Origin of the sequence: Mesorhizobium sp. M1B.F.Ca.ET.045.04.1.1, assembly GCF_003952465.1 — a bacterium.
GTDB classification, from domain to species: Bacteria; Pseudomonadota; Alphaproteobacteria; order Rhizobiales; family Rhizobiaceae; genus Mesorhizobium; species Mesorhizobium shonense.
Genome location: NZ_CP034448.1, coordinates 5,991,883 through 6,010,262, shown reverse-complemented (window position 1 = coordinate 6,010,262; position 18,380 = coordinate 5,991,883). Strand labels below are relative to the sequence as shown.

Genomic DNA, 18,380 nt, shown 5'->3' with positions numbered 1-18,380 from the left:
CATTAGATTTTACTAACGGAAATCCGTTATCGGGTGAAAAGTTCCATGGCGAAGGCCGTGGGCCGCCGGTCGCGGCGGCTTCGCGACTGGGTGCGGAGGCCGTCCAGTGATGTTCCGGGGCGCTATTTCCACATGCCGCGCATGCGCGCGCCGAGATCGATCTTCACGCCCGGCCTTTGGCGCGGGTCGTCCTTGATCGTCGCGCTTGCCCAGGACGACTGCTCGAAGGCCGAAAGCATCGAGGCCGGGATGAAGCGGGTGCGCGAGGCATAGACGTGGCGGTCGCCGCGCGCCGGCTGGTTGTGCGGATAAAAGCGCTGCGGCACCACCAGATGCAGGCTGTCCTTGGCCCGCGTCATCGCCACATAGAGCAGCCGGCGCTCCTCCTCGATGTCCTCCTTGGTGCCGACGCCGAGATCGGCCGGGATGCAGCCGTCGACGGTGTTGAGCACGAAGACGTTCTTCCATTCCTGGCCCTTGGCCGAATGGATGGTCGACAGGATGAGGTAATCCTCGTCGCGATGCGGCGGCCCGGCCTGGTCGCTGGTGGCGTCGGGCGGATCGAGCGTCAGCTCGGTCAGGAAACGCTCGCGCGAGGGATAGCCCGACGCGATCTGCTCGAGCTGCAAAAGGTCCGCCCGGCGCGTGACAGCATCCTCATGGATGCGCTCCATATGCGGCTCGTACCAGAGCCTGATCCGCTCCAAGTCGGCCGGCCATTTCGGGCCTGCGCGCAGCCCGCTGTAGATGTCGAGGAAGACCGGCCAGTCTTGCGCCGCGCGCTGCGGCGGCCGGAAGCGGGCAAGGCCCAGCGTCTCGTCCAGCGACGTCGCCATCGCTTCGACGATCTGCGAGGCGGCCGAAGGGCCGATGCCGGGCATGAGCTGCAGCACGCGAAAACCGGCGACGCGGTCGCGCGGGTTCTCGGCAAAGCGCAGCATCGCCAGCATGTCCTTGACATGGGCGGCGTCGAGGAACTTCAGGCCGCCGAATTTCACGAAAGGGATGTTGCGGCGCGTCAGCTCCACCTCAAGCGGGCCGCTGTGGTGCGAGGCGCGGAAGAGCACGGCTTGCGCCTTCAGCGCCGTGCCGGCCTCGCGCTCCGCGAGGATCGCCTGGCAGACATAATTGGCCTGCTCGGCTTCGTCGCGCACGCTCACCAGTTGCGGCTTGTGCGAGGATCTGCGCTCGGTCCACAGGTTCTTGGTGAAGCGCTCGCTCGCCTCGCCGATGACCTTGTTGGCGGCGGCAAGGATCGTCTCGGTCGACCGGTAATTGCGCTCCAGCATGACGATCTCGGCGCCTTGCGCGAACTGCTTTGGGAAATCGAGGATGTTGCGCACTTCCGCCGCGCGGAAGGAATAGATCGACTGCGCGTCGTCGCCCACCACGGTCAAGCCGGCGCCGTCCGGCTTCAGCGCCAAGAGGATCGAGGCCTGCAGCCGGTTGGTATCCTGGTATTCATCGACCAGCACATGGTCGAAGCGCGAGCCAAGGTGAGCGGCGATCTCCGGCTCCGCCGCCATCTGCGCCCAGTAGAGCAGCAGGTCGTCGTAATCGAGCACGTTCTGCGCCTGCTTGGCCTCGACATAGGCCGCGAACAGCTCTTTGAGCTGGTCCGCCCATGCCGCGCACCACGGAAAGGCCGAGCCCAGCACCTCGCCGAGCGGCGCCTGCGCATTGACCGCGCGGGAGTAGATTTGAAGACAAGTGCCCTTGGTCGGAAAGCGGCTTTCTGTCTTGGAAAAGCCGAGCTCGTGGCGCGCGAGGTTCATCAGGTCGGCGGAATCCTCGCGGTCATGGATGGTGAAGGCCGGGTCGAGGCCGATCTGCTCCGCATAGTCGCGCAAAAGCCTTGCGCCGATGCCGTGGAAAGTGCCGGCCCAGGCGAGCGCATCAGTGATGATCGCGGCATCGCGCCCCAGCACCTCGCCGGCGATGCGCTCGACGCGCTTGGCCATTTCGGCTGCGGCGCGGCGCGAAAACGTCATCAGCAGGATACGGCGCGGATCGGCGCCCTTGACGATGAGATGGGCGACGCGATGCGCCAGCGTGTTGGTCTTGCCTGAGCCGGCGCCGGCGATCACCAGAAGCGGCGCCGCCACCTTGCCGTCGCCATGCACCACCGCCAGCCGCTGCTCGTCATTCAGCCGGGCAAGATAGGCTGGAGCTTCGAAGGACGAATCACGGGCGGCGATGTTCATCGCCCATCAAGCATCGTTTCCGCTTTGTTCGCAACGGGGATCTCCCCCTCGGGGGCGACTACCTTTTCGGCTCAACTCCCATCGCCGCCGACTGGCGCCGCAGCGCACGCCGTTCATCGCCCGGCATGTCCAGCGGGGCGACGTCGCCGGGCACCTCCTCGATGATCCTCATCGTGACGCGGTAGGTCGCATAGGCGAACAGGCCGACAAGCAGCAGACGGATCATGACCAGCTCCTCACGCAGTTCGATTGAAAGTTCAACCGGAGGCAGGCCGGTTGGTTCCCGCCGGCCCACGCAACCAAACCGCAGCCGCCTCGTTTGCCTCAAAGAAAGGGGCGAACGAGAGGAGGTCGTCATGAAGAAGCTTCCTGTGCTGCTGGCCCTTGCGGCAGGGCTCGCGCTCGCCGCCTGCGACAACAGCGTGCCGCCGACCAAGGCGCCCGCCGTCGACCAGAACCCGCAACTCGACAAGAACCCGGTGCCGAAATCGACCACTGGCGGCGACCAGCCGGGCACGCCACCGAAGCAGTAATCACCGGCGATGTGGTCGGGAAATGAAGTGGCGCCGCCACAGAAGAAGGCCGGCGCTGCTTGGGAGGAAGCTGGAAAGCGCCGGCCAAGCGGGAAATCAGGCCCGCCGCACGGTCAAAGATAGCTGAGTCTCTCCGCCGCGTCATGGTGCGATCGCGCTAGCCGGCTACAGAGAGCTCGGCAAGTGCGGAAATTTCAAGAGACCTGGGATCGGAAAGAGTTGCGTTTCGGGTCGGCAGCCTCACGCCATTGCCGCCCGCCGCACCGGTATGCCGGCGATCTCGAGGTCCAGCTGGCGTTGCGTCAGCGCCGCTTCGGCCATGATCCACTGCTTGAACAGCTCCACCTTGCGCGCGCCGAGCGCCTTGATGGGACTGACGAAATACCAGCCGGCGGTGTTGGGATGATGCACCGCGAAGGGCGCCACCAGCCGCTCGGCGCGGATGTCGCTCGCCATATAGGCGCGGTTGGCGACGGCAAAGCCCATGCCGGCATTGGCCGCCTCGTAGGACATCATGCATGAATCGAAATAGATGCTTTTGGTCTCGCCGAGCACGAAGCTTGCGCCGGCAAAGCCGAGCCACGATTGCCAGTTCTGGGTGCAGGTATCGGAGTGAAGCAGGGTGAAATGCCTGAGGTCTTCCGGCGTCACCCTGGAGAGCGGCATGTCGCCCAGCACCTCGTGGAACAGCTTGCGGCTGCAGACCGGCGTCAGGTCTTCCTTGAACAGGAGCTCGGAATTGAGACCGGGGAAATTGCCGTCGCCATAGCGGATCTCGAGGTCGTATTCGGAGGTCGAGAATTCATGCGTCGCGTAGGAGGTCGAGACCCGCATCTCGATGTCGGGATACTGCCGCTGGAAAGTGGAGAGGCGCGGAAACAGCCAGCGCGCCGCGAAGGTCGGCAAAACGCAGATCCTGAGCACATGCGCCTGCGACTGGCCGGTGGCCTCCATGCTGGCCGCCACGATCCGCTCCAGCGCCTCGCGCACACGCGCCACATAGGTCTCGCCCTCGGGCGTCAGCGACACCGCATTGCCGCCGCGCTGGAAGATCTTGAATCGCAGCTGGTCCTCCAGGCTCTTCACCCGCTGGCTGACGGCGGAAGCGGTGATGAACTGCTCTTCGCCGGCGCGCGTGAAGTTCTTGTGCCTGGCGGCGCTCTCGACGATTTTCAGCGAGTTTAGGTTGACCTGACTGAGCAGACGCACGGGGTTTCGACCTTTAGCTGGGCTTAAAGTAGCACCAGCATTCCTAAATTTACAGGGGCGGGCGGCTTAATCGACTGTTTACCAAGTGTTGCCCCCACCTTGGAGAAGTAGAATGAACGCCCATACAATCCCCGAACTGCGCTATGCGATGAGCCGTGAAGCCATCATCGGTCATGATACGGCGTGGAAAGTGTCGAGCTTCGGCGTCGCCCAGTATCTGCATGGCTACGACCCCGCGCTGCTCGCCGCGATCGAGGAGGCGGCGCTCAAGCTCAAGGCCAGCCATGCCGTGCACAAGCATCTCGATCTCACCTTCATCACCGGCGCCGACCGCTACATTCCGGAGATCAAGGAGCTGCTCAACGACAAGCTGCGCCTGGAACGGCTGTCCGATATGATGGGCACCAAGCTCGAACCCTATCCGCTGTCGATCGTCGGCTCGACCGTCACCTTCATGAACCCCAAGGACGGCGCCGTCGAATGGCACTGCGACGGCGTCCCGGTGACGGAGCTCATTCCGCTCTCGATCAGCGACCCTCTGATCGGCGGCCATCTTGAAATCTATTGCGACGATTCCGAGACCGGCCGCGCCCTCCTCGAATCCGGCCGCGACCTGCCGCGCAACAAGGTCATGCGCATCGATCACAAGATGAACTACGCCACGCTCGGCCAGTTCCTCGGCGTGCTCCATCGCACCGCGCCCATCCAGCTCGGCTCGCGCGTCACCCTGGTGCTCAACCAGCGTTCGGCGACGAAGCCCTATGTCGACGACAACCGGATGTTCTACCTCGCCGCCGACAACGACCACGACCGCGCCTGGGTGAACGAGCTCGCCGACGATGTCTGGACGAACCAGCTGCCCGCCTATCGCCGCCGTGCCGAAGAGCATCCCGTGCCGAAGCCGGCCGCAGAGCCCGTCTCGGGCGGAGCAAGGGAGTCGTGGTAGTGAATGATGACCCGGCTCGGCTGCCTTCGGCGTCGCCGAGCCTGGCTCCGGTCATGGCCGAAAGCGAGCCACGCCGGTCCGGCGGCACTTCGACGGCGGCGCTGGGGTTTGCCTTCGGCGCGGTGGCGCTGTGGGCAACCAATGCCCTGGTCGGCAAGACGCTGCTTGCCAACCACCCGGTATCGCATGTGCAGTTCCTGCAGTTCTGCGGCGCAGCCCTGGTCTTTGCGCTGATCAGGCTCTTTCCTTCTCCCCTTGTGGGGTCCGAAGGACGGGGCGAGACCCGTGGCTCGCCCCCGGGCGGTGGCCTCGCGAAGCGAGGTCGGATGAGGGGTGCTGGAAGGATCGCCGACGCTGGAGTTTCTTCCAACGCCCCTCATCCGTCTCGGCGGTGCGCGCCGATCCACCTTCCCCCACAAGGGGAGAAGGGGAGGTCGACTCAGGCCTACGCCGCCGGCTTCATCGGCCTGGTCGGCACCATGGTGCTGCAATACATCGCCTTTGCTTCGATGCCGGTCATCGAGGCCAATCTCGTTGCGTATACCTGGCCGCTGATGGTCGCCGCCGCGATTATCCTGCTCGGCCGCCCGAAGCGTCCGCTGCTGCTTGGGCTCACCGCCGCGCTCGGCTTCGCCGGCGTGGCGCTGGTCATCTCCGGCGGGCGCGCGCACGCCTGGCTCGAAGGCAGCCTTGTCGGTTATTGCGCCGCCTTCGGCTCAGCACTTTGCATGGCCTTCTATTCGCTCGCTGTCGGCCGCCTTGCCGTGCCGCCGGATCGGCTTTTGCTGCCCTCGGCGCTGATCGGCGTCGCGCTGACCTTCGCCTGGAGCCTGCGTGACGGCATCGCCGGCCTAGGCGGAATGCACTTGCTGTTCGGCCTTTATCTCGGCGCCGGGCCGATGGGGCTTGGCTATTATTTCTGGTCGCGCGCGCTGAGCCTCGACCAGGGTGGGCGGCTCGCGGTCGTTGCGTATCTCACGCCGATCGCTTCCACGCTTTTGCTGGCGCTGTCGGGCGAAAGCCTGTCGATGACGGCCATTGCCGGCGCCGTCCTCGTCATCGGCAGTTGCATTGCTGTCGGCATCGAACGCTCGGAGGTCTGAAGACCATGCCAGGAAGCATGCCAGGGATCATACTTGACGACGACGAACGCCGCGCCCGGCAAGAGGCGCACTGGCTGGTGAGGGAATTCGGCGCCGAGGCACCGCTCTATGCCGCCATGAAGGCCGAGAAGGCCATCGAGCAGAAGGATTTCGGCCGCTGCGCGCGCTGGAAGCGTGTGCTGGAGATCCTGGCTGACGACAGGCGGGCGGAACGTCGAGCCGCGGCGAAATGAGCGACTCGCCGTGGCGAATCGGGCATGATCGGCAACCCGGACGCCGTGCTGCCCGACAGTATCGGCTTTCGTCTTGAATTTCGATTTTTGCAGCAATTACTCGCAAAAATTGAAGTGCTGTTGCGTCATACGCACCCGTGCGAGCCTCCAGCTCTGTAAAGTGTTTGTTATAGGTATTAGAATTCCTAACTTGCGCGGTCGCGACCCATAGTGAAAACGTACCTTCGGTATTGAGTCTCGTGCCTTTACTGACTCTGGACGGTCCGTTGGGGGACAGGTCCAATACGATACCTAGACCAAAGTCTTAAAAACGGCTGGTCACTTTGAGAGCCAGCAGAGGGTGAAAAAATTGTCCAATATCGACGACAAGACTGCAATCGAGCTGACCGCCGACATTGTTTCGGCCTATGTAGGCAACAATCCGCTTCCGGCTTCCGGCCTGCCTGATCTGATCGCCAGCGTCAGCGCATCGGTGCGCAAGCTCGCCGGCGCCGCCGCCGTCAAGGAGAGCGCGCCGCTGACGCCGGCCGTCAATCCGAAGCGCTCGGTGTTCCCCGATTACATCGTCTGCCTAGAGGACGGAAAGAAGTTCAAGTCGCTGAAGCGGCACCTGTCGACCGACCATGGGCTGACGCCGGACGAGTACCGCGCCAAATGGGGCCTGCCGGCAGACTATCCGATGGTGGCGCCCAGCTATTCGGCCACCCGTTCGGCGCTCGCCAAGTCTTCCGGCCTGGGCCGCAAGCCGGCCGCGGATGCCGCCAAGGGCAAGCGCAAAACCAAGGCCTGAGGCCGGCGGCCATGTTGCCTGCAACGGACGACGCCACGCCGTCGGCCGACCGCTTGGCCATGCTCGACGCCCTGCGTCGCAGAGTGGCCAACCAGTCTTCCGTCGATGCCGGCGAGGGGGTCGAGGCGCGCCGCGCCTTGTTCTCGGCAGGCATGCCGGCCGTCGATCTGCGCGCTGCGCTCGACGCGCTCGACAATTTCGAGCGCGCCATCGTCGAGCATGACGATCGGCTGATTGTCGAGGCGCGACGGCTGAGATGCCTTGGCGCCGTCGATCGCGTCATCGCGCGCGTTCAATCGCGGGATTTGGGTGGCCTTGACGCCCCGACAGCCTTGGCTTCGGGATCCTGCGCCGTTGCAAGGTTGTCGGCCTCGATCGCGGTCATCTCCAAAAAATAGACAAGCATCTGATAGCGCGTGCGTGAAAGCATCTTCGCCAACTTACGCGTGATCTCCGCGACATATCTCAACATGCGCAGATCGTTGGCCGCCTCGCCCATCGTGAGCTCCTGACACAATCAAGTTATTGTTTTATTGTTTTTTGTTGTTGGCGCGTGCGCGCGACTCACGACGCATTGGTAAGTTCGCAGGATCGAGGCAAAACTGAAATCAAATTTTCGATAAGCATCACGTCTGGCCAAAAAGATTTCAGCACTTTTTTTGGTGCTATCGATACCGGTGCACTAATATAAGGCAATGTGAAACTTGCGGTTGTCTTGGCCGGCTGGCGTGATCTCCGCAGGGGATGGTCATAGCCCCCGATTGACGGAGGGCGAGCCGGGCCGAATGGCCAGGCCCGCCGTGCCGCTTAGCCCTTGTAGGCGGAACAGAAGGCCGGCGGGTTGTTGTTGCCGATCATGGCGCAGCCTCTTTTGATCTCGTCGATCATCATGCTGCACGCGTTCTCACCGTTGCAGGGCGGATTGGTCGCCGGCGACACCTGGATGCATTGCGAGACATATTGGTCCGACTTCGCCTTGCCGGCCGATTGCACACATGGCCGCCCGTCGTTCTGGCTTGCAGGGGCCGCCATCACCGGTTTGACGGCGGCGGCTTGCGGCACGCAGGAGAGGTCGCCTTCCGGGCATTGCAGTTGGTGCTGCAACTGCGCCAGCCGAGCCTTGGTCAAATCCGTCTTACAAGTTTCGACCAGGCTCGAATACACCGAACCATCGGCATAGGGCTGGGTGCGGAAGGCGCATTCCTTATCGCGGAACGGGATCCAGGCGCGCTGCGCGTCACGCAGGCGTTGCTGATCGGTGGGAGCGAGGCGCTCCGACAGCACTTTGTAGACAGCGTTGAGCGCGGTATCGGCCGAAGCCGCGTCCTTGGCTGTGCAGCTTGCTAGATCGGCCTGCGTCTTCGCCGCTGCGCAGTCTGGCGCTGCCGCAAGGGCCGCGGGCGTGGTGATAAGCAGGGCGAGACCGGCGGCGCAGAACAGTCGCTTCATTGGATCACCTCATGATGTCCACAAAGCCCGCCGCTCGCGCCAGCATAGGTTGAGCTGATAGCAGCGATCAACGTCAAATCGGTGACATGGCAAGCAAAGTGTGACCGGCGGTGATCAGCGAAAGCAGAGGAGCCCGCAATCTCGCCAAGTAAAGGAGATGTCCGGTCCACCTCCGTAGCTGCAGCGCAGCTGCTGCGGAGGACGGGCAGGGCACAAGGGGGCACTGTTCCGCCAGTCTCTCAATCATTCATAGGCGACGCTTGAGACTATTTTCCGGAATCAATCTGGATCAGCAGGTGTTCCGGCGCGCCCCCCTCTGGCCTGCCGGCCATCTCTCCCACTTGGGGGGAGATCGGCTGTGCCTGCGCCCCGTTCACGGGTTCGACGGGGGAGAGCACTGCAGCCGTCTCGTCCTCAAACAGCACCAGCTGCGTCGCCAGCGCCGCGGTCGTGGCGACCTGGAAGAAGATGAAGGCGAGGGCGAAATAGCGGATCACGGGCCTCAAAACGCTCCGGCCGGCAACTGGTTCCCTGATCGACCTTGGTTGAATGACCGGCGACCGGACACGGCGAGCCCTGATCCCGGCCCTGGCTCTTGCGAAGCGCCGGCGTCCCGTGCAAAAGCCCGGCCATGCTTATCATCAACGACCTCTCGCTGCGCATGGCGGGGCGCTTGCTTCTCGACCATGCCTCGCTGACCTTGCCGGCCGGCACCAAGGCCGGCCTCGTCGGCCGCAACGGCACCGGCAAGACGACGCTGTTCAAGGCAATCACCGGCGATTTCCCCTCCGAGACCGGCTCGATCAGCCTGCCGAAAAGCACCCGTATCGGCCAGGTGGCGCAGGAAGCGCCGGGCACCGAGGAGCCGCTGATCGACATCGTGCTTAAGGCCGATATCGAGCGTGCGGCGCTGCTGGAGGAGGAAAAGACCGCCACCGATCCGCATCGCATCGCCGAAATCCACACGCGGCTCGCCGACATCGATGCGCATTCGGCCGAATCCCGCGCCGCCACCATCCTCGCCGGCCTCGGCTTCGATGACGCCGCGCAGAAGCGGCCCGCCTCGTCCTTCTCCGGCGGCTGGCGTATGCGCGTGGCTCTTGCGTCAGTGCTTTTCTCCGAGCCGGATCTTCTGCTGCTCGACGAGCCGACCAACTATCTCGACCTCGAAGGCACGCTGTGGCTGGAGAACTATGTCTCCAGGTACCCGCACACGGTGCTCTTGATCTCGCACGACCGCGACCTGCTCAATCGTGCCGTCAACTCGATCGTCCATCTCGACCAGAAGAAGCTGACCTTCTGGCGCGGCGGCTACGACCAGTTCGAGCGCCAGCTCACCGAGCAGCGCGAATTGCAGGAAAAGAGCCGCGTCAAGCAGGAAGCGCAGCGTAAGCACATGGAGTCTTTCGTCGAGCGCTTCCGCGCCAAGGCATCGAAGGCCAGGCAGGCGCAGTCGCGCCTAAAAGCGCTGGAGAAGCTGAAGCCGATCGCGGCGGTGGTGAACGATACGGTGAGGCCGTTCTCCTTCCCGGAGCCAGTCAAGACGGTGGCTTCGCCGATCGTGGCGCTGAACGCCGTCAATGTCGGCTACACCGAGGGCAACCCGGTGTTGAAGAAGATGACGCTGCGCATCGATGCCGACGACCGCATCGCGCTGCTCGGCGCCAACGGCAACGGCAAGTCGACCTTCGCCAAGCTGCTCGCCGGCCGCCTGAAAGGGGAGACCGGCACCATGACGATCGCGCCGGGGCTGAAGGTGGCGATCTTCGCCCAGCATCAGCTCGACGATCTGCGCCCCGAGGAAAGCGCCTATGAACATGTGCGCCGGCTGATGCGGGACGCGCCGGAAGCCAAGGTGCGCGCCCGCGTCGCCCAGTTCGGCCTGTCGACCGAGAAGATGAACACCGCGGCGAAGGACCTGTCCGGCGGCGAGAAGGCGCGTCTTTTGATGGGTCTTTCGGCCTTCGAAGGGCCGAACCTCTTCATCCTCGACGAGCCGACCAACCACCTCGACATCGACAGCCGTGAATCGCTGATCCATGCGCTCAACGATTTCCCCGGCGCCGTGATCCTGATCTCGCACGACCGGCATCTGCTCGAGGCCACGGCCGACCGGCTCTGGCTGGTCAAGGACGGCGCGGTCAATCCCTATGACGGCGACCTGGAGGACTACAAAACGCTGGTTACCGGCGTGTCGTCCAACCGTCGCGAGCAGAAGGAAGCTGACAAAGCCTCCAAGGCCGACCGCCGCCGCGAAGCGGCCGCTCGGCGCTCGGCGCTCGAGCCGCTTGCCAAGGAAATCCGCGCCACCGAGGCGCTGATGGACCGCATCCGCAAGCGCATCGACCTGATCGAGGACGAGCTCGCCAACCCGGCGATCTACGAGAAGGACCCTTCGACCGCGACGCGGCTGGCCAAGGAGCGCTCGCAGCTGGCGCACACACTTGCCGTGAACGAGGACAAATGGCTGATGATGTCTGCGGAGTATGAGGAAGGGATCGCGGAATGAGAGCGTGATCTCCCCCTCAAGGGCATAGGCGCTAAGATAGCTTTGGCATGGACTGAAATTTGCGCTTTCGTGGTGGCTCACGCCAACGATATCGCAAGGCAGGGAGGTTTTGGCGCAGGGCTGCCAGGGGCGGCTGAGTAAAGATCGCTGCGATCAGGGAGGCGACGATCTGGCGGGTAGCCCGCCACAGCAGCGGGCGCCCGTCGCTCAAGGGGGAGAGACACCCAACTCCTGCGAGAGGGGTTCGGTCACAAGCGCGATGAGGAAGTGGGCAAGAATCCAAGGCTTTGCGATCCTTGGGTCTTTGGCGGGAGGCGCGCGCAGCCCGATCAGGCTCTTCAGCCGCTTGAAGGCGAGCTCGATGCGCCAGCGCATGCGATAGAGCTTGATAACTGTGCCGGCGGGAAACTCCTCCCGGTCAAGCGAGGTTACAAGGATGACGAAGCCGGCCGCAATCAGCGTCTCCGGGCGAACCTTGTTGCCCTTGGCCCTGGCTTCCTTGTTGATTTTGCGCCGCGCTTCCTGTGCCGCGGCCTCGGATTTGCGCAAGGCGATCAGGCGCATCTTCACAGGCGCGCCCTTCTTGAGGCCCAGCCGGACAGGCGTTTCGAAGACCTCGTCGCGGCCGCTCTCCAGGTGGCCGATGAGATCGAACGCCTCGCCGTCGGCGTCGAGCCATCGCGCATTCTTCCACGACGCGCGCACGACAACGTCGCCGCCTTGCTCCATGACCTTTGCGATCCGCTCGGCCTGCAGATAGGCGCGGTCGCCGATGCGGATCTCGCCCGGCACCACCGGCACGCGGTCGATCAGCTCGGCCTCGCTCTGGTCGGTGATCTCGAGGAAATCGAACTGCTCGCGCTCAAGCTCGAAGGCGCAGTGCATGCGCCAAAGCCCATTGTTCTTCTTCTCATGCGCACCGGCCTTGGCAACCGCCGTCGCATCCAGGATGCGGATCAGCCGGCCCTTGGCCAAGCCTGCCTCCTCGCGCTTCAAAAGATGCCCAATCAGCTGCTGCAGCCATGGCCCTGCATTGCGCAGCCGGCCGAGCAAGGCCACGTCCGAGATATCGGCTATCCCGCTCGCCGCCGCCCAGGCCACGACGCCCCGCATGCCCACCTTGCCAAGGCAGTAAGCCAGCGTCAGGCGCAACAGATCGCACGCCGACCGGATGCCACGTGGTCGCAGGAACGCCTTCGTCTCGCGCGCACTTCCTGCGATCAACTCTTCGCCACCGAGAAGCTCAAGTGTCTCGGCCCAGCCATCATCAACAAGCGATTCGTGTGTCATCCCAGCGTAGAATCACAACCGATTCCGCGCCGCAATGCCTATCTTAGCGCCTATGCCCTCGAGGGGGGAGATTAGCTAATCATCTGGCCCTACACCTCTCCCACAAAACCCGCTACACACCCGAGCATGAACCAGCACGCCAAGCTCAAGATCGGCCATTCGGCCTGTCCGCATGACTGCCCCTCGACCTGCGCGCTCGAGGTCGAGTTGCTCGAAGGCAACCGCATCGGCCGCGTCCACGGTGCCAAGGCCAACACCTACACATCTGGCGTCGTCTGCGCCAAGGTCGCCCGCTATGCGGACCGCGTCCATCATCCGGATCGCCTGCTGAAGCCGCTGGTGCGCTCGGGCGGCAAGGGAGAGGGCGCCTGGAAGGAATCCAGTTGGGAGGCCGCGCTCGATCTCGTCGCCGAAAAATTCATCGCCGCCGAAGCGAAATACGGCTCGGAAACGGTCTGGCCATATTTCTATGCGGGCACGATGGGGCTGGTGCAGCGCGATGGCATCGAGCGGCTGCGGCATGCCAAGAAATATTCGGGCTTCTTCGGCTCGATCTGCACCAATCTTGCCTGGACCGGCTGGATGATGGGAGCAGGTGCGCTCCGCGGTCCCGATCCGCGCGAGATGGCGAAGTCCGATTGCGTGGTGATCTGGGGCACCAATGCCGTGGTCACGCAGGTCAACGTCATGACCCATGCGACCAGGGCGCGCAAGGAACGCGGCGCCAAGATCGTCGTCGTCGACATCTATGACAACGCCACCATGAAGCAGGCCGATCTCGGCCTGGTGCTCAAGCCCGGCACGGATGGCGCGCTCGCCTGCGCAGTCATGCATGTGTTGTTTCGCGACGGCATGGCCGACCGCGCCTATCTCGAAAAATACACCGATGATCCGCGCGGACTGGAAGGGCATCTGAAAACGCGCACGCCCGAATGGGCGGCGGCCATCACGGGCTTGAGCGTCGCCGAGATCGAGGCTTTCGCAAATCTCGTCGGCACGACGAAGAAGACCTACTTCCGCCTCGGCTACGGTTTTGCCCGCCAGCGCAACGGTTCGGTCAACATGCATGCCGTCTCCTGCATCGCCGCCGTCATCGGCGCCTGGCAATATGAGGGCGGCGGCGCTTTCCATTCCAATTCCGGCATCTTCAAGCTGAACCAGGATGTGCTTGAAGGCACCGCGATGCGCGACCCGAACGTGCGCTATCTCGACCATTCGCGCATCGGCCCGGTACTGACCGGAGCGGCCGACGCGCTCTACGGCGGCCCGCCGGTGACAGCGATGCTGATCCAGAACACCAATCCGGTGAACGTTGCGCCCGAGCAGCGATTGGTGAAGCAGGGTTTCCTGCGCGAGGACCTGTTCTCTTGCGTGCACGAGCAGTTCATGACCGATACGGCGAAGCTCGCCGACGTCGTGCTGCCGGCGACAATGTTCCTTGAGCATGACGACATCTATAAGGGCGGCGGCAACCAGCACATCACGCTCGGCCCCAAGCTGATCGAGCCACCACAAGGGCCGCGCACCAACCACTACGTCAATGAGGAACTCGGCAAACGGCTCGGCGTCGGCGACCGGCCGGGCTTCGGCCTGACCGAGAAAGAGCATATCGACATCATCCTCGGCAAGCGCGGGATCGGCAGCTTCGACAGCCTGAAGGAACAGAAATGGGTCGACCTGCAGCCCGATTTCGACGACGCGCATTTCATCGGCGGCTTCGGCCATGCCGATAAAAAGTTCCACTTCCGGGCCAACTGGACGGGACAATCGGCGCCCAACCGGCCGCCGAAGAGCATGGGCCTGTTCGGGCCGGTCGAGCGGCTGCCTGAGCTCCCCGACCATGTCGACCTGATCGAGGTGGCGGACGAGGAGCATCCGTTCCGCCTGACCACTTCGCCGGCGCGCAATTTTCTGAACTCGACCTTTGCCGAGACTCCGGTGTCGATGGCCAAGGAAGGCAGGCCGGAGCTGCTCTTGCATCCCGAGGACGCGGCGGCGCTCGGCATCGAGGATGGCGGTCGCGTCGAGGTCGGCAACCGGCGCGGCGACCTCGTGCTGCATGCAAAACTCTTCGACGGCGTGAAGCGCGGCGTCGTGGTGGCCGAAGGCATCTGGCCAAACAGCGCGCATGAGCGCGGCGAGGGCATAAATGTGCTGACCGGCGCCGACGCGCCGGCGCCCTATGGCGGGGCCGCCTTCCACGACAACAAGGTGTGGCTCAGGGCGCTTTAAGCAATTCCAGGAAGTGCGCAGCGGTTTTCCGTCCGGAATTGCGTAAACTGCTTTGATTGCTTGGCTCTGACTACTTCGCCGCCTGCGCGTCCAGTGTCCTGATCTCCTCTGAGGCCGCCTTGCGCGCCGCGGCATCGACACCGGACGCGCCCTTGTCCTTGGCGAAGGCGATGAGGGCGCTGCGTGTTTGCTCATCGCACCCGTCTGCCCCCACACCGTTGATGTCGGCTTTGCGGGCAGCAGTGAGCACGGAGTCGCAGGCCTCCGGCGCGAAAGCGAACTGACCCATGATGGCGCCTAGCGTCAGCGGATCCTGCATGCGCGGATCGTCGCGGATTGCCTGCAGGGCGGCGCTGCCGACCGCCTTGGATTTCCGGTCCTTCGCGATCTGCGTCAGGTCGAAGATGAACTCGAATTCTGGCTTGTCGACGCCCTCGGGTTTCGACACCAGGATGTCCAGCGCATAGCGGGTGATCTCCTCGGGCGTGACGACCGACCGGATGGCTCTTGCCTGGTGGTAGTTGCGCACCAGCACCCAGCGCGACGGGAGGTCGCCATAGCGGGCGAGCATGCCCAGCTGCTTGATGGCGGCAAGCTTCTGCTTCTCCGTCTTGGCCGCCTGCGCCTTGGCGAACACCTTGTCGCGGACGCGGTCGAGGATTTCGCCCGCGAGCATGTCTGAAGCCGGTGCCGCCTGCTGTGTCCCGGCCGCCGTTTGCGGGCTCGGAGCATCGGCCAGCGGGCCTTTGGCATCGACCCAGGCGGCCAGCGCCTTGCGTACGTCCGGACCGAAATAGCCCTTCGGCTCGCCGGCATAAAAACCTTCGCTCTTCAGCGTCGTCTCGATCGCGGCGCGGATCTCGTCGGGCAGGGCCTTGCCGACGCTGACCAGGTTTTCCTCGTCGAGGCCGGCCGGCGCTTGACGGAACGCGTCCATCACCGCGGCGGCGACCGCGGCCGTTCCGGCACTGGAGGCCGGTCCGGAAAAAAGGCCGCTTAGTTCGATACCGGCATCGCCGCCGAACACCCCGGCGCCCATCCTGCCGATGCCGTCATTGTAGAGGGCAATGCGGTTGGTGATGCCTTCGCGCAGCGTTATCAGCCGGTCGAAACTGTCGAAGGTGAAGGCATCGGCAAGCTTGCCCCTTGCCTTGAGCGAACCGAGCCGTGCGGCCTCGCGCCACGCGTGCAGCCGCTCGCGCGGGTTCTTGTCGATGCCGAGACCGTTGTCATAGGCGTCGCCGAGCAGCACCATGGCTTCGACGCTGCCGAGATTGGCGGCGTTGATCAGCATCGCGGTCGCCCTGACGTCGTCCTGCGGATAGATCAAGCCCCGCCGCAGCAGCTTGGCATGAAGCAGATAGGCCTGCGGTTCCTTCTTGCCTTCGCCCTCACCGATCAGCGCTTTCAGATCATCGTCGCTCAGGCCGCCGTCGCGGCGCGACGGTCGATAGCTGGTCGAATCGAGATTGGCGTATTGCGTCGAGGCGTAGAGCCAGAGCGCGTCGCGGTCGCCGCTATCGGCCAGCGGCTTCAGCATGGCGCGCGCCAAATCCTCATTCTTGAACTGTTGATCGTCGGAGAGCTGCAGCCGCGCCAGCGCAACGGCCGCGCCCGGCTCGCCGGCCTCGGCGCCGTCGCTCAGGCGCTCGATCAACATGCCCGGATTGTCGATCTGGACGCCGCCATAATCGGGAAGCAGCTTCGCCAGCCTGATGCCGGCGTCGAGATCCCACGGGGCGTTGAGCAGTTGGATCGCTTCACGCGGCTGGCGGCCGACGAACTTGCCGTCCAGGAGTAGGCCGGCCAGCATCGGCCTGGCCTCGGCGACAGTCTTGGTTGCGGCGCGCAGCACGGCAATGGCCCGCTTGCCGTCCGCCGCGCCGCCTTCGCCCTTGGCCAGCATGTCGGCCAGCATCGTCACGGCATACTGATCGCTGCCGACGCGCGCCTCCAGCAACTGCCTGGCCTTCGTCGCGTCCTGCGAGGTCCCGCGTCCCAGCCGCAACGCCTTGATGTAAGCCAGCGCCGATCGTCCGGAGCCGTTGGTCCCGGCCTGGGAATCCGTCTCGACGGCATGAAAGGCCTTTTGCTGCTCCTCGCTCGTGAATCCGTCTTCCGTCAGCGTCGTCCGCGCAATCAGCAGCGGCATGGCGGCGCGGAACTGGCTGTCCCATTCGCCCGGCGATTGGCCCTGGGCCGGCGCGTCGATGACGCGTTGCGCGGTCTCGACCACCTTGTGCGCGTCGCGGCGCAGCAGCGGCCCATCGATATACTGACGGAGCAGCGTCTCAAGCGCCATGAGATGGCCGGCGGCCCCGGCCTTCCGCAAGGCATCGAGCGCCATGTCGCGCGAGACCGGCGGCGGACCGGCATCCGCGCTGTCGTGGCGATGCACCGAATAGACCTCGTAGAGGAGATAATTCGCCTCGGGGCTGCCGCCGTCGGCGAGCAGCTTGATCTGCGGCAGGAGAAAGGTAAGTCCCGGCTGGTTGAGCGCGACCTGGACCCGCAGCCATTGCAGCGTCAACCGCTTTTCCTGCGGCGCGCCGAGCATCGCCGCCTGGCATTTGTCGGCCAGGTCTTTGAGCTTGCCGAGGTTCATATCGAACGGGAAGAGCTCGCCATACTGGATCGGCGGCGCCTTGGCTTCGGGGTCGAGCGGCACGGAGGCGCCCTGGTCGCAGGTGGTGATCGCCTCGGCGAGCGCGGCCTTCTTTGCCGCATCGTCGGATTTGTCGGAAGATGCCTGGGCGGCGAATGCCCCGCCGGCGAATGGTGCGAGCGCGAGGCAGGAAAGAACCAGGACATGCACTGGCCGTAACATGAGCGTCCCCCCTCGGACCCGGTCCGGGCGGCGCGTCGCGGCCGGACAGCGGAGCTAAATTAGCACATCGCGCGAGCCCTGATGAGTGTAGCGCTTCACATTCGCGCAGCTCTAAACGGCGTGTTTTGCGATCTGGCCCAAGTGGCTGCGGTCGCACCCGCCAGCTCCGGCGTCTATAGAGGCACCCTGTCTCCGTAACGAAGGAGGAAGTCGTGGCCAAGGTATCGCTTCTGGGCATTCCGCATGACGAGAACTCGTCCTACCTGCGCGGACCGGCCGAGGCGCCGCCGCTGATCCGGCGCGAGCTCGCCAGCGATGCCTATACCTCATGGTCGGAAATCGGCTTCGACCTGACCGACAGCTTCATCGATCATGGCGACCTCGATTTCATGCAACCGGGCGACCCATGGGATCGTATCGAGAACGAGGTCGGCCGCGCGCTGGATGCCGGCCACCCGCTGATCTCGCTCGGCGGCGACCATGCCATTTCCTGGCCGGTGTTGCGCGCCGTGCGCCGACGCCATCCTAGCCTGACGATCGTTCATATCGACGCGCATCCGGACATCTATCATTCCTACGGTGACAATCCGCGCTCGCACACCTCGCCCTTCGCTCGCATCATGGAGGAGCAGCTCGCGGACCGGCTGATCCAGATCGGCTTGCGCACCGTCAACGATCATCACCGCGATCAGTTCAAGCGCTTCGGCGTCGAGGTGGTGGAGATGCGGCATTTCAAGGAGGAGCTGGGGCTCAATCTCGAGACGCCCGTCTATATCTCGATGGATATCGACGCGCTCGATCCGGCCTTCGCGCCCGGCATTTCCCACCGCGAACCAGGCGGCTTGACCACCCGCCAGGTGATCGGCCTGATCCAGTCGATCGACCAACCAATCGTCGCTGCCGACATCGTCGAATACAATCCGCGTCAGGACCTCTCCAATGTGACGGCGCTGGTTGCCGCCAAGCTGGTCAAGGAGATCGCCGGCATGATGCTGAAGACGAACGGTGCCGTCTGAATCAATTTGCCAAGGCGGCGTGCTAGACGATTGTTCCGA

At 64.2% G+C, this 18,380-nt stretch carries 17 protein-coding genes; 10 read left to right on the top strand and 7 right to left on the bottom strand.

The features are described from left to right. Positions 1-122 precede the first annotated feature (122 nt). Complete coding sequence (locus EJ071_RS29935; RefSeq protein WP_126101068.1) at positions 123-2,204, bottom strand: ATP-dependent helicase; 2,082 nt, start codon at positions 2,202-2,204, stop codon at positions 123-125. Positions 2,205-2,262: 58 nt separating this feature from the next. Further along, positions 2,263-2,430, bottom strand: coding sequence for a hypothetical protein (locus tag EJ071_RS38815; protein WP_189521292.1), 168 nt, complete (start codon positions 2,428-2,430; stop codon positions 2,263-2,265). A 130-nt stretch (positions 2,431-2,560) separates the two neighbouring features. On the opposite strand from EJ071_RS38815, the gene EJ071_RS38810 reads away from it, so the two are divergent. Next, positions 2,561-2,737: a hypothetical protein gene (locus tag EJ071_RS38810; RefSeq protein ID WP_189521291.1), complete on the top strand. Its 177-nt coding sequence runs from the start codon at positions 2,561-2,563 to the stop codon at positions 2,735-2,737. 240 nt (positions 2,738-2,977) lie between these two features. Here the strand turns inward: EJ071_RS38810 and EJ071_RS29930 are convergent, their stop codons facing one another. Continuing rightward, complete coding sequence (locus EJ071_RS29930) at positions 2,978-3,946, bottom strand: LysR substrate-binding domain-containing protein (protein ID WP_126101067.1); 969 nt, start codon at positions 3,944-3,946, stop codon at positions 2,978-2,980. A gap of 112 nt (positions 3,947-4,058) precedes the next feature. On the opposite strand from EJ071_RS29930, the gene EJ071_RS38805 reads away from it, so the two are divergent. From EJ071_RS38805 to EJ071_RS29895, 6 genes are all read left to right on the top strand, one after another. Further along, positions 4,059-4,892: a hypothetical protein gene (locus EJ071_RS38805; protein WP_189521290.1), complete on the top strand. Its 834-nt coding sequence runs from the start codon at positions 4,059-4,061 to the stop codon at positions 4,890-4,892. A 53-nt stretch (positions 4,893-4,945) separates the two neighbouring features. Then, entirely contained in the window at positions 4,946-5,995 is a 1,050-nt protein-coding gene (locus EJ071_RS39725) for a DMT family transporter (RefSeq protein WP_245460367.1), read from the top strand. A gap of 29 nt (positions 5,996-6,024) precedes the next feature. Continuing rightward, positions 6,025-6,228, top strand: a complete 204-nt coding sequence (locus tag EJ071_RS29905) for a hypothetical protein (RefSeq protein ID WP_126102777.1) — start codon at positions 6,025-6,027, stop codon at positions 6,226-6,228. Between the two features lie 24 nt (positions 6,229-6,252). Further along, positions 6,253-6,387: a hypothetical protein gene (locus tag EJ071_RS40130; protein ID WP_281058882.1), complete on the top strand. Its 135-nt coding sequence runs from the start codon at positions 6,253-6,255 to the stop codon at positions 6,385-6,387. Positions 6,388-6,577: 190 nt separating this feature from the next. Beyond that, the gene (locus EJ071_RS29900; RefSeq protein ID WP_126101066.1) at positions 6,578-7,018 is read left to right on the top strand and encodes a MucR family transcriptional regulator; all 441 of its coding nucleotides are present in this window, start codon (positions 6,578-6,580) and stop codon (positions 7,016-7,018) included. Between the two features lie 11 nt (positions 7,019-7,029). Further along, entirely contained in the window at positions 7,030-7,416 is a 387-nt protein-coding gene (locus EJ071_RS29895; protein WP_126101065.1) for a hypothetical protein, read from the top strand. 409 nt (positions 7,417-7,825) lie between these two features. Here the strand turns inward: EJ071_RS29895 and EJ071_RS29890 are convergent, their stop codons facing one another. Next, entirely contained in the window at positions 7,826-8,467 is a 642-nt protein-coding gene (locus EJ071_RS29890; RefSeq protein WP_126101064.1) for a lysozyme inhibitor LprI family protein, read from the bottom strand. Between the two features lie 266 nt (positions 8,468-8,733). Beyond that, complete coding sequence (locus tag EJ071_RS29885; protein WP_126101063.1) at positions 8,734-8,964, bottom strand: hypothetical protein; 231 nt, start codon at positions 8,962-8,964, stop codon at positions 8,734-8,736. Positions 8,965-9,098: 134 nt separating this feature from the next. Here EJ071_RS29885 and EJ071_RS29880 point away from each other — a divergent pair, with 134 nt between their 5' ends. Beyond that, entirely contained in the window at positions 9,099-10,976 is a 1,878-nt protein-coding gene (locus EJ071_RS29880; protein WP_126101062.1) for an ABC-F family ATP-binding cassette domain-containing protein, read from the top strand. 207 nt (positions 10,977-11,183) lie between these two features. Here the strand turns inward: EJ071_RS29880 and EJ071_RS29875 are convergent, their stop codons facing one another. Continuing rightward, complete coding sequence (locus tag EJ071_RS29875; protein ID WP_348628163.1) at positions 11,184-12,089, bottom strand: transposase; 906 nt, start codon at positions 12,087-12,089, stop codon at positions 11,184-11,186. A gap of 303 nt (positions 12,090-12,392) precedes the next feature. Between EJ071_RS29875 and EJ071_RS29870 the strand changes: the two genes are divergently transcribed. Continuing rightward, a complete protein-coding gene (locus EJ071_RS29870; RefSeq protein ID WP_126101060.1) occupies positions 12,393-14,498 on the top strand; it encodes a molybdopterin oxidoreductase family protein in 2,106 nt (701 codons plus the stop codon). A gap of 70 nt (positions 14,499-14,568) precedes the next feature. Here EJ071_RS29870 and EJ071_RS29865 read toward each other — a convergent pair whose 3' ends face one another. Further along, entirely contained in the window at positions 14,569-17,325 is a 2,757-nt protein-coding gene (locus tag EJ071_RS29865) for a sel1 repeat family protein (protein WP_126101059.1), read from the bottom strand. 212 nt (positions 17,326-17,537) lie between these two features. On the opposite strand from EJ071_RS29865, the gene speB reads away from it, so the two are divergent. Further along, on the top strand, positions 17,538-18,341 hold the full coding sequence (speB, locus tag EJ071_RS29860) for an agmatinase (protein ID WP_126101058.1): 804 nt from the start codon (positions 17,538-17,540) through the stop codon (positions 18,339-18,341). Positions 18,342-18,380: the final 39 nt, after the last annotated feature.